This is a genomic window from Streptomyces sp. P17 (assembly GCF_032436805.1).
Taxonomy (GTDB): domain Bacteria; phylum Actinomycetota; class Actinomycetes; order Streptomycetales; family Streptomycetaceae; genus Streptomyces.
This window is the reverse complement of the sequence record NZ_JAVRBF010001495.1, coordinates 1-235: the sequence shown is the minus strand read 5'-3', so window position 1 is coordinate 235 and position 235 is coordinate 1. Positions and strand designations below refer to the sequence as shown.

Genomic DNA, 235 nt, shown 5'->3' with positions numbered 1-235 from the left:
AGAGTCATCACTAATGTTACTTGTATTATTAGGAACCCCATTACATTTTTTTACCAAATCAAAAATGAAACTATTGGTTTGAGGGGAATTATATTTTTTTATTAATGGCAAATCTAATGTTCTAATAGCTCCTGATATTTTCGGTTGAAAAATTATCCCGTTGATTTCTTTAGCAATTTCTTCTATTTCTTGCATAATCGATGTATCAAACTTTGACCAGTATTGATGACCAGCC

At 30.2% G+C, this 235-nt stretch carries 1 pseudogene; it reads right to left on the bottom strand.

The features are described from left to right. Nucleotides 1-235 (bottom strand): annotated as a pseudogene (locus tag RMT89_RS45460) (hypothetical protein); the annotation flags it as partial.